This window comes from Rhodopirellula maiorica SM1, from assembly GCF_000346295.1.
Taxonomy (GTDB): Bacteria; Planctomycetota; Planctomycetia; order Pirellulales; family Pirellulaceae; genus Novipirellula; species Novipirellula maiorica.
Genome location: NZ_ANOG01000625.1, coordinates 1 through 17,057 on the forward strand (window position 1 = coordinate 1; position 17,057 = coordinate 17,057).

Annotated in this window: 14 protein-coding genes, 1 tRNA gene and 1 pseudogene; 11 read left to right on the plus strand and 5 right to left on the minus strand. The window is 55.4% G+C overall.

All coding sequences use genetic code 11. From position 1 onward, the window contains the following. The 7 genes from RMSM_RS20100 to RMSM_RS20125 all read left to right on the plus strand — a co-directional run. Window positions 1-405: recombinase family protein (locus RMSM_RS20100; protein ID WP_008700307.1), on the plus strand; the 405-nt coding region annotated here is incomplete at its 5' end. A gap of 34 nt (window positions 406-439) precedes the next feature. Beyond that, window positions 440-1,018 (plus strand): hypothetical protein, encoded by a 579-nt coding sequence (locus RMSM_RS20105; protein WP_008700309.1) that lies wholly within the window; start codon window positions 440-442, stop codon window positions 1,016-1,018. Further along, window positions 1,015-1,164 carry a hypothetical protein gene (locus tag RMSM_RS41120; RefSeq protein WP_008700312.1) on the plus strand — a complete coding sequence of 50 codons (150 nt, stop codon included), beginning with the start codon at window positions 1,015-1,017 and terminating at the stop codon, window positions 1,162-1,164. Before RMSM_RS20105 ends, RMSM_RS41120 begins: the two co-directional genes overlap by 4 nt. After that, window positions 1,164-1,907, plus strand: coding sequence for a uracil-DNA glycosylase family protein (locus RMSM_RS20110; protein WP_008700313.1), 744 nt, complete (start codon window positions 1,164-1,166; stop codon window positions 1,905-1,907). Before RMSM_RS41120 ends, RMSM_RS20110 begins: the two co-directional genes overlap by 1 nt. A 302-nt stretch (window positions 1,908-2,209) precedes the next feature. Continuing rightward, window positions 2,210-3,559 (plus strand): dihydroorotase, encoded by a 1,350-nt coding sequence (locus RMSM_RS20115; RefSeq protein ID WP_008700315.1) that lies wholly within the window; start codon window positions 2,210-2,212, stop codon window positions 3,557-3,559. Window positions 3,560-3,573: 14 nt separating this feature from the next. Continuing rightward, a complete protein-coding gene (locus RMSM_RS20120; protein ID WP_008700317.1) occupies window positions 3,574-4,281 on the plus strand; it encodes a 3-keto-disaccharide hydrolase in 708 nt (235 codons plus the stop codon). Window positions 4,282-4,293: 12 nt separating this feature from the next. Further along, window positions 4,294-4,605, plus strand: coding sequence for a thioredoxin family protein (locus tag RMSM_RS20125; protein WP_008700319.1), 312 nt, complete (start codon window positions 4,294-4,296; stop codon window positions 4,603-4,605). Between the two features lie 24 nt (window positions 4,606-4,629). On the opposite strand, the gene RMSM_RS20130 is transcribed toward RMSM_RS20125, so the two are convergent. From RMSM_RS20130 to argJ, 3 genes are all read right to left on the minus strand, one after another. Further along, window positions 4,630-5,313, minus strand: coding sequence for an SGNH/GDSL hydrolase family protein (locus RMSM_RS20130; protein ID WP_008700321.1), 684 nt, complete (start codon window positions 5,311-5,313; stop codon window positions 4,630-4,632). A 108-nt stretch (window positions 5,314-5,421) separates the two neighbouring features. Continuing rightward, window positions 5,422-7,656, minus strand: a complete 2,235-nt coding sequence (locus tag RMSM_RS20135; protein WP_040768425.1) for an NADP-dependent isocitrate dehydrogenase — start codon at window positions 7,654-7,656, stop codon at window positions 5,422-5,424. Between the two features lie 174 nt (window positions 7,657-7,830). After that, entirely contained in the window at window positions 7,831-9,024 is a 1,194-nt protein-coding gene (gene argJ / locus RMSM_RS20140; RefSeq protein ID WP_040768427.1) for a bifunctional glutamate N-acetyltransferase/amino-acid acetyltransferase ArgJ, read from the minus strand. Between the two features lie 226 nt (window positions 9,025-9,250). Between argJ and RMSM_RS20145 the strand changes: the two genes are divergently transcribed. Together RMSM_RS20145 and RMSM_RS20150 are read left to right on the plus strand one after the other, a co-directional pair. Next, window positions 9,251-10,318: an ABC transporter ATP-binding protein gene (locus RMSM_RS20145; protein ID WP_008700327.1), complete on the plus strand. Its 1,068-nt coding sequence runs from the start codon at window positions 9,251-9,253 to the stop codon at window positions 10,316-10,318. After that, window positions 10,315-11,280, plus strand: coding sequence for an ABC transporter permease subunit (locus RMSM_RS20150; RefSeq protein WP_008700328.1), 966 nt, complete (start codon window positions 10,315-10,317; stop codon window positions 11,278-11,280). The genes RMSM_RS20145 and RMSM_RS20150 overlap by 4 nt, the downstream gene beginning before the upstream one ends. Window positions 11,281-11,350: 70 nt before the next feature. On the opposite strand, the gene RMSM_RS37165 is transcribed toward RMSM_RS20150, so the two are convergent. Continuing rightward, window positions 11,351-12,775 carry a 3-keto-disaccharide hydrolase gene (locus RMSM_RS37165; RefSeq protein WP_052031718.1) on the minus strand — a complete coding sequence of 475 codons (1,425 nt, stop codon included), beginning with the start codon at window positions 12,773-12,775 and terminating at the stop codon, window positions 11,351-11,353. A gap of 266 nt (window positions 12,776-13,041) precedes the next feature. Here RMSM_RS37165 and RMSM_RS20165 point away from each other — a divergent pair, with 266 nt between their 5' ends. Then, on the plus strand, window positions 13,042-14,595 hold the full coding sequence (locus tag RMSM_RS20165; RefSeq protein ID WP_008700333.1) for a sulfatase family protein: 1,554 nt from the start codon (window positions 13,042-13,044) through the stop codon (window positions 14,593-14,595). A 550-nt stretch (window positions 14,596-15,145) separates the two neighbouring features. Beyond that, window positions 15,146-15,218, plus strand: a tRNA-Ala gene (locus RMSM_RS20175). 745 nt (window positions 15,219-15,963) lie between these two features. Here RMSM_RS20175 and RMSM_RS43835 read toward each other — a convergent pair. After that, a pseudogene (locus RMSM_RS43835) lies at window positions 15,964-16,362 on the minus strand (phage integrase SAM-like domain-containing protein); the annotation flags it as partial. Window positions 16,363-17,057: the final 695 nt, after the last annotated feature.

The following is a 17,057-nucleotide window of genomic DNA, read 5'->3' on the forward strand; positions in this document are numbered from 1 at the left end:
GATCGTGGGATTATCAGTTCCCGCGGCAAACAGTGGACAGGCCACGGCGTGGTAGAACTGCTGAAGAACGAGCGATACCTCGGGCACATGATCTACGGCCAGCGTTGCTCGTCGAAGTACAAGACGAAGGACAACCCCAGGGGGAAAGTGCAAGTTCTTCCCCGTGATCAGTGGACGATCATCCGCAACACTCACCCCGCTATCGTTTCGGTGCAGGTATTCAACGCGGTTCAGGACCGCCTGAAGAAGAATCGATCCAACACTGCCCCCACCAGCAAAAACCGCTACGCGCTTACAGGCTTGATCTACTGCGGCGCCTGTGGCCATCGCATGTTGGGCCAAGCCTCCCCACGGGAGACGCAAATACGTCTGCTACCAATACATTCAGCGACCTGGGGCGTGTGAGCGGTACCAGATCAAGGAATCCGATGCACTGCACATGATTCTGAGCAAGATCCGCACGGAGATCTTCGAGAAGCACTTCCAACCAAGTCACGTTGAACAGATCAAAGCCGCAATGCGAAAGATCTTATCGGGTGGACAGAAGTCCGGAGGCGAGAAGCTTTACCGCCAGCAGTTAGCGAAGATCGAATTGCAGATTGAAAAAGCGGTTGAGCGGATGACCGAGGTTCCCCCGGACATGATTAAGCATGTCGCGGGGCGTATTCGCAAGTTGGAGGACGACAGAGACGCCGTGCGCTCGCGTTTGGCAGAATCCGACAAGACACCGGCCAAGAGGATTGAAGCCGTAGACGAGCGAATCCAGGCGGCTATTGGATGGCTTGAGAGCTTGGAGACCCTCGTTGAGACTGAGTACGACCCTGTGAAGGTCAATTCGATGCTTCACAAGTTCGTGGACCGGGTGGACTTCCATATGGACCGGCAGCAGTGGGGCGATTCGGGCACACGGTACAAGTGCGAGGTTACGGGCGGCGTGATCTATTTCCGTACCGAGGCACTGCCTTTCGGTATTTCGGGTGTGTGTGAAGAGTTGGAACCATCTCCCAAAAGATCATGATCCTTTCTCAGTCGCGGGACTTGTTTGATGACGTCAACATGGCGGAATCAGCCCCGGCTTCCTCTGCCCCAATATCCACTGCCCCGGCAGCTCCCGACGCTGACAACGAACTCGAATCCACCTCCGAAGGACCTGCAACGCTCTGATGGCTAAAAAGAAAACGAGCATCCGCGATTCCGTGATCGCTGCTGCGAAACAACTCCGCGACGACGTCGATTCACTGTCGTTCTCAGAACCCGTCACGCACGTCTACAACCCGCTGCGATACGCTTGGAATGGACATCAAGCCTATCTGCAAAACGTCAACAACAAGGGCGTGAAAGTGGTGTTTTTGGGGATGAATCCCGGACCCTGGGGGATGGCACAAACCGGTGTCCCGTTTGGCGAGATCGATGCGGTCAAGAATTGGATGGGGATCAATGTCCCCGTCGATCACCCTGAAAACGAACACCCCAAACGGCCTGTCGAAGGATTCGATTGTGCCAAGAGCGAAGTCAGTGGCCGACGACTGTGGGGGCTGTTTCGCGAGCGGTTTAAATCCGCAGACCGGTTTTTCAAAGACCACTTCGTGCTGAATTATTGTCCGCTTGTGTTCATGGAAGAATCGGCCCGCAATCGGACGCCGGACAAGCTGCCCGTGGCCGAACGAGCAACGCTCAACCAAGTCTGTGACGCGCATTTGCAAAAATTGCTCCAGCTGCTCAATCCCGCCTACGTCGTCGGCGTCGGGGCCTATGCCGAAGGGTGCTTGAAGCGAACGCTCGATTCGATCGACAGCAACGCAAAACTTTCACGGATCCTTCACCCCAGCCCCGCGTCGCCGGCGGCCAACCGCGACTGGGCCGGCACCGCCACAAAGCAACTCAAAGAAGCCGGCATCTGGAAGTAGTGCCGTCTTCGTTAGGTAGCGAAACTCGCCAAGAATTTCGGTAAGAACGATTGCGTTCGACGCCGCCGGTGATTGCACGCACACCATACGTGTCGTCGTTACATGTCGTCGTTTTGTGGGACGGAAAGCGGGATTAAGATTAAGAGTAGGATTAAGAATTGAGGTTCAACCACTCCCCACTCCCCACTCCTCACTCCTCACTCCTCACTCCTCACTCCTCACTCCTCACTCCTCACTCCTCACTCCGGCTGCTATCCTGAGAGTAGCTCACTTGCCGTTTCTCGATTCCGCCTGCAAAGCCCATGTCCCGCACTCTTTTTCAAAATGCCAACGTCGTTCTTGCTGACTCGGTCCGCCCCGGATCGGTGCTGGTCGAAAACGGCAAAATTCTCGACGTCGATGCGGGTTCGCACGTGCAAGCCGAGCAAGTTGTCGATTGCAGCGGCCGCCACTTGCTGCCGGGCGTGATCGACGACCAAGTCCATTTCCGTGATCCTGGCTTGACGCACAAAGAGGACCTTGAAACCGCATCGCGTGCCTGTGCCGCGGGCGGGGTGACCTCGTTCCTTGAGATGCCCAATACCAAGCCGCCTGCGATCACGTTGGCCGGAGTTCGCGACAAAGAAGCGATTGCGGCCCAGAAATCACGAGTTAATTATGGGTTCTACATCGGTGCGACCCCCGACAACGTGCCCGAGCTGCAACAAGCGACCGATGTTCCGGGAATCAAGATTTTTATTGGCAGCAGTACTGGCAATCTGTTGGTGGACGAGCAAGCGGCGTTGGAACGGATCTTTGCCGAAACCGATTTGCCGATCTGTGCGCACTGTGAAGACGAAGCCACCGTGCGTGCCAACGCCGAGCGGTTGGCCGGCACGACGGACATTACCGACCACTCACGCATTCGCGACGAAAACGCTGCCGTGATCGCGACCAAGCGAGCGACCGAATTGGCTCGTCGTCACAAACATCGCTTTCATGTGCTGCATGTTTCGACCGCCGCCGAACTGCCACTGCTTGCGGACGCGTCGCCCTACATCACTGCAGAAATCTGCCTGCATCACGTCTTCTTTAACGTCGACGACTACGCGCGACTCGGCAGCCGGATCCAAATGAACCCATCGATCAAGACCAAGGCGGACAACGATGGTCTTTGGCAGGGTCTGCTCGACGGAACCATCCAAGTGATCGCGACGGATCACGCGCCCCACACGCTCGAAGAAAAATCGCAACCGTATCCGCAGAGTCCCTCGGGTTTGCCGGCGGTCGAAAACAGCTTGGCATTGATGCTGGATCAAGCCAACGCAGGCCGCTGCACGCTGAATCAAATCGCGTCATGGATGAGCGATGCCCCCGCCCGCGTGTGGGGAATGGTCGGCAAAGGCCGGATCGAAGCCGGCTACGACGCCGATTTAGTGCTGGTCGACATGAACGAAAAACGCACAATTCGTGACGCAGACCAGCACACAAAATCCCGCTGGAGCCCCTGGGACGGCGAAACGCTGCAAGGATGGCCCGTTGCGACTTATGTTCACGGGCACTGCGTTTGGAATACAATACGCGGGTTCGACGATTCATTCCGCGGAACCAAACTGCGGTTTGACCATAGCCGAGGTGGCTTTTGGAACACCGTCGATGGCATTGGCACCTAACAAGAGACAACCACATGAAACGATTTGCAGCCTGTTTATTGACCACCCTTCTGCTGGCCCCCGCATTCTCGTTTGCCGAGGACGACAGCGAAGCAACCGCGACCGCCGATAACAAGATCGTCTTGTTCGATGGCAAAAGCCTCGACAATTGGAAAGGCCGCGAGGATCTTTGGAGCATCGAAGATGGTCAAATCGTTGGCCGTACCACCGACACCGATCCAATCGACGCTAACACCTTTTTGATTTACAAGGGCGACGTCCCTGAAAACTTTGAACTGACGGTGTGGTTCAAAATCGAATCAGGAAACTCGGGAATCCAGTACCGCAGCAAAATCGTCGATGAAGACAAATTCATCGTGGGTGGGTATCAAGCCGACATCGATTTCACCAACCGATTCGCCGGCATTCTGTACGAAGAACGGGGCCGCGGCATCTTGGCTCAACGTGGAAACCGCGTCACGATTACCGCCGATGGTAAGAAGAAAAACGAAGCGTTTGCCGATAGCAACGAGCTGGCCAACGCGATCCACCCCGGCCAATGGAATGAATTCCGCGTCGTCGCCAAAGGCAACCGACTGCAGCACTTCATCAATAACACGTTGACCGCCGAAGTGATTGACGAGCAATCCGAAAAAGCGTCCTCCGATGGCGTGATCGCGTTGCAATTACATCGTGGTCCCGCGATGACCGTCCGCTTCAAAAACATCTCGCTGCAGAAGTAAGGTTTCCCGGTGGTGAAGAAAGTTTCTGGATCGACGTTCGACCGCGAGGTGCTTGACGCCAACGTCCCGGTGCTCGTCGATTTCTACTCCGATCACTGCGGCCCATGCCGGAAAATGGCGTCGCAGCTGAACAAGTTGCATTCGCAGGCCAAAGGCCGCTACAAAGTGGTCAAAGTCGACACCGACGCCGAGAGCGGTCTAGCGAACGATTACCAAGTCACTTCACTACCAACGCTGATCGTGTTCACACGAGGCCGAGCGACCAAGCGGTTGGTCGGCCTGCAAGACAATCTGACGCTGATGATGGCACTCGGGCTGGTCTGAGCGAGACAACGTCACAACCGACCGCTAGCGACGTTCTTCATTCGTTGCGATCAGAGGGCGGATCGCTTTGCCGATATGTTTTGCCAGGATCGCAACTCCCTCGGTTGATGGATGCACGCCATCAGGGCTGAGCCAGTTTGGCTCGTCTAACAAAATCTGATTCAGATCGACGACCGCGACCTTCCGTTCACGGGCCACTTGTAGCACGGCTTCACGGTACTGTTGCAATAGTCGATCTAGCCCGCCGGCACGCTCAAACACCGCCTTGTCGTGACGCGTGAAATAGGGTTCATGATTGATCGGAGGAACAGTGCATAGGACCACCTGTGCCTGTTGTTTCTGGCACGCATCGATCATTTCATGCAGATTAGCTGAGTATCGATCCAGCGGCACATGGACTTTCGCGTTGTCGACGCGACTATCGTTGGTCCCGAAAAAGATCACCACCACATCGGGATGCTCTGAGAATACATCTTGGTCCATTCGCCGCAGTGCTTGTGTCGTCGTATTGCCACCGACACCGGCGTTGATTGCATCGACACCCAACAGCGGCGCCAAAATGTCCGAGTAACCTCGTTTGGTAATGCTATCTCCGAAACAGACGACTTTGGCGCGAACCGGATCACTCGCAAACGTGCAAAGCGAACTCGTCAATGACACGAACGCAAGGACGATGGGGAAGCCGAGCAATCGATTGGAATTCATCATGGGGAATGCTGGGGGCACTCGTTTCAGTTGCAAATGTGATGATGAGATAGGCGTCCAGACAGCCGCGGACACGACCGACAGGTCGGAAGCCTATCCCAACATTGACGACTACTTCACTCGCTCGTCGATCGCGGCGTTCAGCGTAGCACTGGGACGCATCACATCGCTGGCCTTCTTGCAATCGGGTTGGTAATAACCACCAATGTCGGCCGCTTTGCCCTGTGCCGAATTCAACTCGTCGACAATCTTGGCCTCTTGATCGGACAAAGTGGCTGCAAGCGATTGGAATTGCGATTTCAGCTCCGCGTCCTTGTCTTGCGTGGCAAGTGCCTCGGCCCAGTACAGCGCCAGATAGAAATGGCTGCCGCGATTGTCGATCTCGTTGACCTTACGCGATGGCGACTTGTTTTCGGTCAAATACTTGCCAGTCGCCTCGTTCAACGTCTCCGCCAACACCAAAGCTTTTTTGTTGTCCGCTTTGCCGCCCAGGTCTTCCAGCGAAACCGCCAAGGCCAAAAATTCGCCGAGCGAATCCCAACGCAAATGGTTTTCTTCGAGCAGTTGCTGAACATGCTTTGGCGCCGATCCGCCCGCCCCAGTTTCAAACAACCCGCCGCCCGCCAACAGTGGAACGATCGACAACATCTTGGCACTCGTTCCCAGTTCTAAAATCGGGAACAAGTCTGTCAGATAGTCACGCAGCACATTGCCGGTTACCGAAATCGTATCGAGTCCGTCTTTGGCGCGTTGGCATGACACGCGAGTCGCCTCGACTGGCGACATGATTTGAATATCCAGCCCCGAAGTATCGTGCGACGGCAGGTATTCGTTGACCTTGGCGATCAAGTTTGCGTCGTGAGCACGGTTTTCATCGAGCCAGAAGATCGCAGTCGATCCGGTCGCCCGAGCACGGCTGACGGCCAATCGCACCCAGTCACGCACAGGCAAATCTTTGGTTTGGCACATTCGCCAAATGTCCCCCTGCTCGACGTCATGCTGCATCAACACTTCGCCGTTGCCGTCGACCACTCGCACCACGCCGTCGCTGGGAATTTCGAACGTCTTGTCGTGCGAACCGTACTCTTCGGCCTTTTGCGCCATCAAACCGACGTTGGCGACGCTGCCCATCGTGGTGACATCAAACGCCCCATTTTCTTTGCAGAAATCGATTGTCGCTTGATAGACTCCGCTGTAGCAACGATCCGGAATCATCGCCTTGGTGTCATGCAATTTGCCATCGGGGCCCCACATTTTGCCCGAAGATCGGATCGCTGCGGGCATCGAGGCATCAATGATCACGTCGCTGGGCACATGCAGATTGGTGATCCCGCGGTCCGAATCAACCATCGCCAACGGTGGCTGATCGCGGTAAACGGCATCCAGATCCGCCAACACTTCCTGCTTCTTCGCTTCAGACAACGTTTCGATTTTGGCATAAACGTCGCCAATGCCGTTGTTGGGATTCACGCCCAGTTCGTTAAACAATTCAGCGTGCTTTTCGAACACGTCTTTGAAGAAGACCTGCACCGCATGACCAAAGATGATCGGGTCCGACACCTTCATCATCGTCGCTTTCATGTGCAACGACAGCAGAACGCCCTGCTTCTTTGCCTCGTCGATTTCGCGAGCCAGGAATTCTCGCAGCGATTTCTTTTGCAGTCGCGATGCGTCGATGATTTCGCCAGCCAACAGCGACAATTTTTCTTTCAGTACGGTCGTCGTGCCATCAGCAGCGACCAATTCGATCCGCACATCACCCGCTTCGCTCATGACATGCGATTGTTCGCTGCCATAAAAATCGCCGTCGTTCATCGAAGCGACGTGCGAATTCGAATCTGACGACCACGCGCCCATCGAGTGCGGGTTTTGTTTCGCGTATTCTTTCACCGGAGCCGCCACGCGTCGATCCGAATTGCCTTCGCGAAGCACCGGGTTGACGGCGCTGCCGAGCACCTTGGCGTAGCGAGCTCGGTTTTCCTTGTCCGCATCCGTCTTGGGTTCATCAGGAAAATCAGGAACCGCAAAGCCATTTTTCTGCAGTTCCGCGATCGCCGATTTCAACTGAGGAATCGAGGCACTGATGTTGGGCAGTTTGATGATGTTCGCTTCAGGCTGCTTGGCCAATTCGCCCAATTCCGCCAAGGCGTCTTGCCGCTGTTGGTCCGATGGCAGCACGTCCGAAAAATTAGCCAGGATTCGGCCGGCCAACGAGATGTCTTTGGTTTCGACCGTGATCCCCGCCGCCGAGGTGAACGCACGGATGATCGGCAACAACGAAAAGGTTGCCAGTGCTGGCGCTTCGTCCGTGTGGGTATAAACAATTTTTGAAACGTTCTGAGACATCATCTTCCCTTCGTTGCATGCGGTAACCGATTGACGCTGCGAACCAAGCGATGCAGGGTAAATCGGGGATCAGCTGATGCCCCATCATCGTGTCGAAACCGCTCGAAGGGAAGATGGCCAATTTTAGGTTTTTGGTCGTGATTCTCGCACGCAATGCGCGCCGCAATAAGGCGATTAGGTCGTATATTCCGAATTAAAACGGACATACTCGGTCGTTAAGTCACTCGACCAATACGTTGCCTCGCCTTCGCCCGACCCCACACAAAGCTCGACATCAATTTGCGGCTGCCCCTTCATGGTGCGACTAAGTGACGCGGCATCAAAGTCCAACGGCGTGCCATTTTCGTAGATCGCTTGACCACAGACTGACAACGAAACCTTGGCGGGCTGCAAAGGTTCACCCGCATATCCGGCGGCCGAAACAATGCGGCCCCAATTGGGATCGCCACCAGTGATTGCACATTTCACCAGCGGGCTTGCCGCCACCGTTTTTGCGATCACTTCGGCCGATGCATCACTCTCGGCCCCAAACACGTGAATCTGCATCACGTGCGTTGCCCCTTCGCCGTCGGCGACAAGCTGTTTCGCCAAATTGATCGCTAGCTTCGTCAATTCTGCCTCGAATTCCGCCAACGCGTCGCCCGAGAGCGGTTCATCCGTGCCGCTGGCCAACAACAACAACGTATCATTGGTGCTGGTATGGCCATCCACACTGACACGATTGAAGCTAACGTTTGCGACGCGAGTCAGTATCGCTTGGGCGTCGTCTTGTGTGATCGATGCATCGGTGCACATCACCGACAACATCGTTGCCATGTTCGGCGCGATCATTCCAGCACCCTTGGCCATCGCCGCGATCCGAATCGTCTTGCCACCCAACGCCAATTCGCAGGTTTCGGTTTTGCGTGCCGCATCGGTGGTGCGAATCGCTTCGGCGGCGTCGACAAAGGCCGCGTCGTCGCCGGCGAGTTTGCCGTGCACCTGCTCGATTCCCGTGCGGATTTTTTCCATCGGCAATCGCTTTCCGATCACCCCGGTGCTCATCACCAACACGCCCGATTCGTCGCAACCGACCAACGCAGCGAGCTGGGCGGACGACGATTTTGCATCCTCCATCCCTTGGTCGCCGGTACAGGCATTTGCACAACCGCTGTTGGTCAGCACCGCCCGGACCGCCGCCGACGGGGTACGCGAACGTGATAGCACGACCGGCGCGGCGACAATTTGGTTCGTTGTGTAAACGCCCGCAGCAACGACCGGATGATCCGATACAATCAAGGAAACATCCGGTTTTCCGCTAGCCTTGATTCCGCAAGTCGCACCGGCAAAACGAAAACCACGTGGTAGGGATAAGGGTGAATCTGACATGGGAAATGCCTGTAAAATTGGTTTGCTGTTTTCCATCGCCGAAAGTCCACTCTTCCTACGATTTGACCTTTGCAAACAATAAAGGGCGTCGTGCTGTACAACAAGCGACCCAGTGATCAGGCGGCGATGACGCGGCCCCGTGTTTGCAAATCGGCGTTGTTCATTTTGCCATGTTTTCCAAGCCCACGACCAGCACACATCCCCCCTCGATGGCGAGTCCACGCGTTTGAATCCAATCGAAAATCCAATCGCTCCTTGCGTCGACGACCTACGCAGCACGAAATTGGCCCAAGATCCCGATGTCTCCGGCGATCCCGACTTGGCTGGCGATATCGTGCTGCGCTGCGACGGGCTGGGCAAACGTTATGGCGACTTTGACGCACTGAGGGATTGTTCGCTGTGCGTCGGTGCGGGCGACATCTTTGGGCTACTGGGCCCCAACGGAGCCGGAAAAACAACGCTAATTCGCTTGCTGCTTGGCTACCTGCACCCGACCCACGGTCGGGCGACCGTGCTGGGAATTGACGCCGAAGACGACAGCGTTGCGGTCCGTCGGCAAGTCGCCTACCTGCCTGGCGATGCCCGTTTGCCGCGTCACATGCGTGGCGATGGCGTGCTGAAATTCTTTTCCGAAATGCATCCCTACGGTGATCTGCAGCGTAGCCGCGAAGTGGCCCAACTGCTGGAACTGGATCTAAAAACCCGGGTCGCGTTCATGTCGACCGGAATGCGTCAAAAACTGGCACTCGCCGTCGTGCTAGGGCCGCAGACGCCGCTGCTGATCCTGGACGAACCGACCGCGAATCTCGATCCCACCGTGCGAGCGGCGGTATTGCAATTGGTTTTGGAAGCACGCGACAACGGCCGCACCGTGATCCTGTCTTCGCATGTGCTCAGCGAGATCGAAGACACTTGCAACCGCGTCGCCTTTTTGCGTCGAGGCCGATTGGTACACGAGATGTGGATGAGCGACCTGTTCCAGCGGCATCGAATGACCGCGATCACTCGTGAAGCGTCAATCGAAATCCCTGATTCGCTGAAGGGATCCGTTCACGTTCACACACGATCGCCAAAGCATGCCGCTCATCAGATCCAAATCGATACCGCCGGCGATCTTGGACCGATACTCAAATGGATCGACTCTCTCGACTTGAAACAAATTCGCTTTGAACCGTATGGACTTCGCACTGTTTACGAAGCGGTCCACGCGGGCGAACCGGTTGCGACCGCGTTGATCACCGATGCTCCGGTCGCCGAAACCACGGAACAAGCCGACTCGCGAGGCCGATCATGATCGACCGAATTTTGCTGAAGAAATATATCGGGCAATCGTTTTTGCTGTTCGCATCGTGCGGGCTTGCGTTGTTCGCGTTTGCTTGGGTCCGCGTGTGGGTCGTCAGTCTTTTGGACATGGGACAATTCCAAACGATTGTCGAACAGTTTCGTGAGTTTGAAAAGTTTGCGCCGATTGAATTTGATTCGCTGTTTACCTATCCTGGTCGCGTCGGCATGACGTACGACGAGCCGATCGTCATCTTGTGTATTGTGATTTGGTGCATCTCGCGTGGTAGCGATGTCGTCAGCGGCGAACTAGGGCGGGGAACGCTAGAAATGGTACTTTCACAGCCGATCAGCCGCACTCGGTTGCTGCTGTCACACGCCTCCGTTTCCGTCGTGGGACTGGCGCTGCTGTGCATGTTGGTGTGGGCCGGAATCGGTATCGGCGTCCAGACGACCAGCGTGAAAGAAACCGTGCCGCCGCCGACGGTTCGCATTCCGATCATCGAGTTTGATTTTCCGCTAACAATGGGCGAACCCGAGACCCAGACGTTGCACTTGAGCGACCGAGTGGACACGCGAATCTTTGCCGCGTCCACATTTCATCTGTTTGCCTTCGGTTTTTTTGTGCTAGGGCTGTCGACACTGCTCAGCAGCATCGATCGCTATCGCTGGCGAACGATCGGGGTGACCGTTGCGATCTATATCGTCCAGCTAGTGATGCTGGGACTCGGCAAGGCAGCCGAGTCGCTTCAGTTCCTGCTATCGATGACCTTTTTCAGCTGCTACAAGCCTCAACAGATGACGTCAATGGTCGCCAAAGACTCGCTCTATACGCCCTGGACACTGACGCACAGCGTCGGCGACACGATGCTGCCGCCGCTGGTGTACCCGTTGATCTTGATTGGCTTGGGAGTCGCATTTTACGCGGCCGCCATCGCTTGTTTCAAACGCCGCGACCTACCCGCCCCACTCTAACGTCGCGGATCGCTCCGCGATCTAAGCGTGGACCTGCATCCAAACGATGCGACAAGCATAACCTTCGGAGCTATTTCGCCTTATCTGCGGGCTTTGCATCACCAGACTTCGCTTCGGCTGGCTTGGCTTCCGCAGGCTTGGCCTCTTCTTTCGCCTCTGGCTTCGCTGATTCCTTTTCTGCCTTGGCCTTCTCTGCAGCTTCCTTCTCTGTAGCCGCTTTCTCTGTAGCCGCTTTCTCTGTAGCCGCTTTCTCTGTAGCCGCTTTCTCTGTAGCCGCTTTCTCTGCAGCCGCTTTCTCGGCGGCCGCTTTCATTTCAGCTTGCTTTTTCTTTTCCGCTTCTTCTTTTTGCTTCTTTTCCTTCAGCTCACGAGCCTTCTTTTCTTGTTCTTTTTTCTCACGCTCGATTTTCGCTTGCTTTTGTTTTTCGAAAGCTTCAATTTCTTCTTTGCTGGGTCGGACTGGAAACGTGTCACTGGCCAATCCGCGATCAACAATCCACACGTTACGGAAACGAACCGGGTCGCCGTGGTCTTGGAACAAGGTGGGAAGCAAATTGGGTTCTTCGGGCTTACCCGCGCCGGTCGGTCCTGGTAATTCGACGTCGTCTTGGATCTTGACACCGTTAAGCCAGCTGGTGACATGAGCGCCGCGGATCTTATTGCCCTCGGCATCCCAGCGTGCTGCGGTGAACTGGATGTCATAGGTCTGCCATCGCAGCGGTGGATAACACATGTTTAAATCGGGAGTGCGGAAGCGGTAGAGTGCTCCACATCCGTTAAACACAGCCGGCGTCGCGAATGAATCGAGCACTTGGCATTCGTAGCGACCGTGCAAATAGATGCCACTGTTGCCTCGGGCTTGGTCCAAAGCCTCGGGCATGTACGGCAATCGAAACTCGAGATGCAAATTGAAATCTTGCATCATCGGCTTGATTTTCGTGCCGTGCATTAGCAGTCCATCTTTGGTCATCTGGCCATCGACAAACTGATCCGTCGAAGTGCCATCGAACAACACGATCGCATCCTCAGGCGGTGGAGCGTGCAACGTCGAACTCTCACGCTCGACGCGTTTCAGTTCACCAAGACGGTTTCCCTTGCGGTCCAAAACCAAGCAGCCGTCCTTTTCCACGAACACAGCGTAGGGACCACCCGAGAGTACGACGAAATCGTCACTGCGACGGCCGATCAATTGCACGGTCTCGGTCTTGTGTCCCTCTTCGCCGGGCAAGCCGCCGAGGTACTGAATCGCCTCGAACGTATCTTTGCCGACGGCTCGAATCTGCAGCGCCACGACGTTTTTGTCTTCCTTGTCCGACTGAATCGGGCCAACGAACTCGCCCATCAGCGGAAAATTGGGTTCTGATTCGGGGGTTTCGGTGTAGACCGGCCCCTTGGGGCCAGCGGCCATGGCGGAAGTGCTGCTGGGCAGGACGCCGTCAGAGATCAGGAGAGCAAAACAGACGCTGGCGAGCGCGTAGCGTGACCGTGAGATCATGTTGGTTTCGTTTCTGCGGAGAGAGTATGGGGATGGGTCGAGGGGTGATATCAGCGGAAGATCGAAGCACCGGTAACGGCTTTCGACCGCTCCTAAAATAGTTAGCCCGTCGCCTGCGGGCTACGGTTTAGCCGCGATTTCTTGCCGCAAAGCCATCATTTTGGCGAAGATCCGCTTTATTCGGACACCCCCAACGATTTGAATCCAGTTAAGATGTTTTGACTATGAATTCTTGTCTCGGCCCCTCCAACCGATCCCATTCCAGCATGAAATCCACCCTGCTAGCGACCTTGTTCGCTTTCGTCGTCCCTGCAGCAACGCAAGCGGCGGCTCCCCCCAACATCGTCTTCATCTTTACCGACGACCACTGTGAACAAGCACTCAGTGCGTACGACCCGGCTCGCATCACGACCCCGAACCTCGACCGGATCGCCAACGACGGCATGCGGTTCGATCGCTGTTACGTCACCAATGCGATCTGTGGCCCCAGTCGCGCGGTGATCCAAACCGGTAAATACAGTCACATCAACGGCTTTAAAACCAACCGCGATCGCTTCAATGGCGACCAGCAAACGTTTCCAAAATTGCTGAAAGCCAACGGCTATCAAACCGCCGTCGTCGGCAAATGGCACCTCGTCTCCACCCCGCAAGGCTACGATTACTACGACGTATTGAAGGGGCAAGGCCCGTATTACAATCCGCCGATGTTGACCGCCGGTCCCGATGGCAACCCCGTCATGCGGCCTCACACGGGCTACACGACCGAGATTATCACCGAGAAAACGCTCAACTGGCTGAAAGAGCAACGCGACCCCAACAAACCCTTCATGCTGATGTGCCAACACAAGGCACCTCATCGCAATTGGATGCCCAGTCCCAAATACCTCAACTGGTTGGACGATGTCACGATTCCCGAGCCCGAAACGCTATTTGATGATTACTCGGGCCGTACCCGATCGGCTTCGCGTCAACAGATGACGATCAAGGAACATCTCAACTCCAACGACTTGAAATTGACCGGCTACGGCACCATGAATGCCGAGCAACGCAAGGCTTGGGATGCCGCCTATGGCCCCAAGAACGAAGCGTTCAAAAAGGCACAAGCCGATATGACGGAGAAAGAGGTCATCCAGTGGAAATACCAACGGTACGTCAAAGATTACCTTCGCTGTGTCAAAAGCGTTGATGACAGTGTCGGAGCGGTGCTGGACTACCTTGACGAAGCCGGTCTGGCGGACAACACCGTTGTCATTTACTCATCCGATCAAGGCTGGTACTTGGGCGAACATGGCTGGTTTGACAAACGCTGGATGTACGAAGAATCGCTCAAAACGCCACTGATGGTCCGCTGGCCTGGCGTGGTGAAGCCGGGCACGGTCAACAACGACATCGTCACAAACCTTGATTACGCCGAAACGTTCTTGGATATCGCGGGAACCGACATCCCCAGCGATATGCAAGGCCGCAGCTTGGTGCCAATTTTCAAAGGCAACACGCCCGCGGATTGGCGAAAGACGTTTTACTATCACTACTACGAGAACCCGGGGGCTCACAATGTCGCACGGCACTATGGCGTCACCAATGGCCGTCATAAGCTGATTCGCTTCTATGCTCTCGAAGGCGAAGCGATCGACGATTGGGAGTTGTTTGATTTGGAAAAGGACCCCAACGAGCTGAACAGCGTCTATGCGAACCCTGAATACGCCAGCGTGCGGTCGGAGATGGAATCCGAGCTCGCTCGGTTGCGAAAGCATTATGCGGATGAAACCATCGACCCGATCCAGCCCCTCCGCAAGCGAGGCAAGCAGCAACGACGCTAATCGCTTCCCCAATGTCGTTGATCGCTCCGCGATCATAACGCGACCGTAGGCTAGACCGACGAAACTCTTGCCGAGTCTCCCCATGTAGATGATTGTTGTAGCGAAACTCGCCAAGAGTTTCGCAGATGGGGAATAGGCTTCTAGCCGATCGTCAAAGCTTGTGGATCGCGAAGGACCTTTGGCAAGATCCACTAGTCAATGTCGTTGATCGCTCCGCGATCATAACGCCCATCCACAACGCCCGTCGCCGAACCGCTGGACCTCCGATAGCTCGATCCCTCTCGACGACCGAGCGAACCTTTCGGCTGCAAACCGGCTCCAACTTCGATGTTGGAGCTGGCTGCTGGGGTTATCCAGGCGATAAAGCGGCGTGGTTTTCGGGGTCGTCGGCGGCCAAACATCCCAAAAAACCGGCATGATCCACCCCCTCAAGTGGTTGAGTAAGGGTTGTGCGGGATCCGCAGGCTATTTTTTTGGCGAAGAAAAGGAGCGGCACTTGACGAAGTGACGGGGCAGTCAGTACGCTTTGCGACAGACAAAACGACCTTCCGGGGGATTAGCTCAGTTGGGAGAGCGCCTGCATGGCATGCAGGAGGTCATCGGTTCAAGTCCGTTATCCTCCATCTCTGAAGACCCGCCAAACATTGAGAAAACGTCAGTTTCCTCCGTGTTTGGCGGGTTTTTCGTTGCTCCTTGCGTGCTCTTTGCGGGAACCTGCTGCGCCGCATTTTGCGCCACTTCTGGATCCAACTGCGCCGCTTTTTGCGCCGCCTTGTTGAAGTCATCGTCAGTCACCAGCAGATAGCTCCTCTTGGCGACAGCGACGGAATTCCCAAGCCAAGCACAAACAACGTGGGTTGGGAACTCTCGTTCAAGCTCCGTCTGCCTGCTGGCCCTCATCGAATGGAAAAGTCGCTTCCACGGTTCCACTTTGGCCAACTTCAGAATCTTCAAGAATTGAGTCCTCAAATTGGCGTTGGCCCATCCACCCGGCCGCATTGCCGCATCACGATAGGCCTGCTTGTCGACGACATAGGAATCAGGCGAAGGATAGCTACCGCCCTTGCACGCCGCATCGAATGCCGCTTCAAGGTAAGGACGCAGTTCTGGAAAGATTGGCACTTCTCGCACGCCACGCCCCTCATGGTGCTCCACTTTGCACTCCGGGACACGCATTCGATCCGATTCCCAATCAACATCGCCCCACTTCAACGAAAGCGTCTCCGAGGGCGTCCGAAGCCCACCGAAGCGACTCAACGCCACAATCGTGCCCCAAGTCGTATCGCAGTGGGCGAGAACCTCACTGATGGTATCACGCGACACCTCAACGTTCGCCTTGACCGACGTGCCTTGGGTTTTGACCTTCGCGAAGGGGTTTCTTTCAATCAATTCCCAATCGACCGCATCCTCAAAGAACTGACGTGCGAAACCGATTCGTTTGTGAATTGTCGTTGATGCCAAACCTCGCTCCTTGAGTTGCTTTGCGAACTGTTTCGCATGCCCCGTCGTTACCGCATTGAGTGCAATATTTGCGGGCATGTATTCGCGAAGCAACTTCATGACCTGCTCCCATACGATCTTGGTTGCCGGCTTCTTGCCCGGTGCATTTCGCAGAATGAAGTCCGTTAAAAATGCATCGAGCGTGATCGAAGGCTCTGGTTCGGGTGCAACAATTGGCTCAAGCAATTCAACGCGTTCGAGCTTCGCACGCAATGACGAGTCCAATTCGGCCACCCAAAATGCTAGCTCACGATCCATCGTCCCCATGATTTTTGCATTGAGCAGTCCTTCAACTCGATACTTGATCGTATTAGCATCGGCCTTGGAAATCTTCCCTAGCCGAATCGTTTTGCGATCACCATCTGGGTTAACGAATTGTATCCGTTTGCGTCCATTGGGATCATTACAAACACTAGCCACTGTCACAACTCCCGTTGTTGTCCCGAAGTAAGAAAACGTCGCGGCGGGCCAGCTCGGGTAGCTGGCGTTCGGCCGCTAAATCTAGCCGCGACACTCTCACCATAAGCACGAAAGCGACGCATAGCTAGTTATGCTCGAACCACACGCATCAATTGCACGCAAATTTGCCTCGTTTGCCGAAGCCGACTAACAATCCGCCAAAAAACAACCCTATTTTAAGGTCGACATTGGCTTTTCATTCCTGCGTGAGAGCCGCGTCAACATGCTTCCGCTTGGAAAAGCGACTTATTCCTGCTTGGCGTGCACTGCGCTTCATAATTCACGCAGTTTCGGCTTGCTACTTCGTCGTTGTTTCGATCGTTCACCCGACGGTCGGACTGCTCTGTTTGCCTCTTACTGTCACGCTCAGTATCAACAGTCTCACCCAGATTTTTCCCTTGGGCGATACTGCCGGAATTCTGTAGGGAGAGGTCGGTCCGGCTCGGCAACGACCATTTCCATGGCCCCCTATAACCATCAGGTCCCTTCACTACACCCAACTC